The 2,714-nt window shown below is 66.3% G+C and carries 1 protein-coding gene and 2 pseudogenes; 2 read left to right on the top strand and 1 reads right to left on the bottom strand.

What is annotated here, in order from left to right:
* Positions 1 to 665: pseudogene (gene pip / locus AUC71_RS13410) on the top strand (prolyl aminopeptidase); the annotation flags it as partial.
* Here the strand turns inward: pip and AUC71_RS13415 are convergent.
* A complete protein-coding gene (locus AUC71_RS13415) occupies positions 666 to 1,097 on the bottom strand; it encodes a secondary thiamine-phosphate synthase enzyme YjbQ (protein WP_069624653.1) in 432 nt (143 codons plus the stop codon).
* 253 nt (positions 1,098 to 1,350) lie between these two features.
* Between AUC71_RS13415 and AUC71_RS13420 the strand changes: the two are divergent.
* A pseudogene (locus AUC71_RS13420) lies at positions 1,351 to 2,714 on the top strand (hypothetical protein); the annotation flags it as partial.

Consider the following 2,714-nt stretch of genomic DNA (forward strand, 5'->3'; position numbering starts at 1 on the left):
CGTGAGCATCTCGGCATCGACCGCTGGCAGGTGTTCGGCGGCTCATGGGGCTCAACCCTGGCGCTGGCCTATGCCGCAAACCCATCCCGAGCGCGTGCGCGCGCTGATCCTACGCGGCATTTTCATGGCTGCGGCGCGCGGAGCTGTGAGTGTTCTATCAGGACGGCTGTAGCTGGCTGTTTCCCGACGCGTTCGCCGACTATGTCAGCGTCATCCCCAAGGGGGAGCGCGCCGACATGATCGCGGCCTACTACAAACGGCTCACAAGCGAGGACCCTTTCGTCCAGGTCGAGGCGGCGCGCGCGTGGAGCGCCTGGGAAGGACGTACACTTTCCCTGCTTCCGGATTTCGACCGGGAGCGGCAATTCTCCGAAGACTACTATGCGCTCGCGTTTGCGCGCATCGAGAGTCACTACTTCGTCAATCGCGGCTTCTTCGACACCGACGATCAGCTCCTGCGCAACGCGGGCCGTCTGAAGGATATTCCCGGCGTGATCGTGCACGGCCGCTACGACGTGGTGACGCCGGTTAAGAACGCCTTCGATCTCGCATCCGCTTGGCCGCAAGCGGATTTGCGCGTGGTGCCGGATGCCGGCCACGCCATGACGGAGCCCGGCATCGTGCATGAGCTGATCGCCGCGACGCGGATCTTCGCCGGAAACTGATCAGGCCGTACGGCCGATGAAGCTCAGGACGACGCGGCGCTGATGCGGCGCGGCCCGATGCTCGATCAGATAGACGCCCTGCCAGGTGCCGAGGGTCATGGCGCTGTCCCGCACCGGGATCGACAGGCTGACCGCGGTGAGCATCGCCTTGATATGGCTCGGCATGTCGTCGGGCCCTTCCTCGTGATGGGCATAGGCCCGGTCCTCCGGCGCCAACAGCTCGAGCGCATCGAGCAGATCCACCCGCACATTCGGATCGGCGTTCTCCTGAATGGTGAGGGAGGCCGAGGTGTGAGAGACGAAGACGGTGAGGAGCCCGCCGTCGGCGCCGATGCCCTCGAGCCAGGCTGAAATCTCGCGCGTGATCTCGACGAAGCCCTTGCCGTGGGTCGGCACGGTCAGGATATGGCTCGATTCGACCAGATCAGACATCGCGTGCTCTCCCCGGTTCCGCGCTGTGAGAAGCGCAGAATCGTCCCATTCCAGGGCATTCCTTAAGAGAAAATTTACCCAGCCTTGCCACCGTCATCGAGACCGCTTCGTCACACGTGTTGCGGCCAGGCCGTCACCCGCGGGGGCGCGGAATCGGCGGCGTAACTCCATGGGGAACGGTATGGCTTCAGAAGCAAGTTGGCAAACCAGCAACGCCGCTCACGGAAGCGATGCCTCCTCCGAGGACCAACCTATGGACCAAGGCACCGTCGAAACCCTGTTGCGGCGCCTGGTGGAGCGCATCGAGGACAGCGAGCGCCGCTACGGCGAAGCGCTCGACGACCTTCATGCCAGGCTCGACCATCTCTCTCAGACCACGGATGCCGCGCGGGAGACCGGCGCGCCCGAGGACGCCGACACCTTCCACCGGTTGCATACCCAAGTCAGCAATCTTGCCCGCCGGCTCGAGACCGAAGGCGCGACGCCACTCGACGATTTCGAGCGCCTCGGACAGGCGCTTTCCGGCGGTTTGCGCGCGGATATCGAGGAGAGCGCGCGGGACCCCTACGGCACCGAGCCGGAGCCGAGCCGGTTTGCGCGATCCGTGATGGCGTCGAAGACGCGGTCCCGGCTGGCGCCGGATTCCGACCTCGCCGATTTCGGCTACGGGGCCACCGCGCCCAAATACGCGAGCCCCGGCTCTCCCTTTGAGGATTTTGCTCCCGAGCACGCCAATCTCGACAAGCGCATCGTCGAGATGGCCGAGCGGCTGGAACAGTCGATCGGCGCGGCGATGCCCACCAGCACCATCGAAGCCCTGAACACGCGGCTCGACGAGATCGGTGCGCAGATTGCCCAGAGCCTGGAGACGGTCCCGAGCGGCGCGGCCCTCGAGCATGTCGAGAGACAAATTGCCGATATGGGTCAGCAACTTACCCGGGCCGAAGAGCAGCTCGGCAGGATCGGCGGGGTCGAAGACCACCTGCTCAAGCTGATCGCGCGGCTGGACGAGAAGGACGCCGCGCAAGAGCCTGCCGCGCTCGACCCGACGCAGCTTCAGGAGATCGCCGCTAGGGCCGCGAAGGACGCCGCGCGCCTCGTCGCCGACGACACCAAAAAGACCACCGAGCGGCTCGACGCCATGCAGCGCGAGCTCTCCTCCATGGACGACCGGAGCCGCCAGTCGGACGACAAGCTGGCGGGCACGATCGAAGCGGTCCACAAATCCCTGAAGCAGCTCGTGCAGCAGCTCGAGCAGAGCGCGCCAGCGGCGAGCGCAAAGCCGCGCGCCCCGTTCACGAGCCCTGTGGAGGCCAAGCCCGCCGCGCCGTTCGCCCAAGCCACACCGCAAGCGCTCGCGCCGCAGGCGCAGGTCTCTAAGGCGGAAGCGCCGAAGACCCAACTGTCCGCCGCACTATCCGCCGCGCCCCAGACGTCCACCCCAAAGGCCGCCGAGACGCCCAGTCCGCGTCTTCCCGAGATGCGCCCTGCCTCGAAGCTCGAGGATGCCGAGATGCGCATGAAGGCGACCTGCGTGACCGGCTCGCGCCGCCATTCCCGATTACAAGGAGACCGAAACGCCCCCGCCCTTCGGCCCGTGCCAAGCGCGCCGGGCTG

Source organism: Methyloceanibacter marginalis, assembly GCF_001723295.1.
Classification (GTDB): Bacteria; Pseudomonadota; Alphaproteobacteria; order Rhizobiales; family Methyloligellaceae; genus Methyloceanibacter; species Methyloceanibacter marginalis.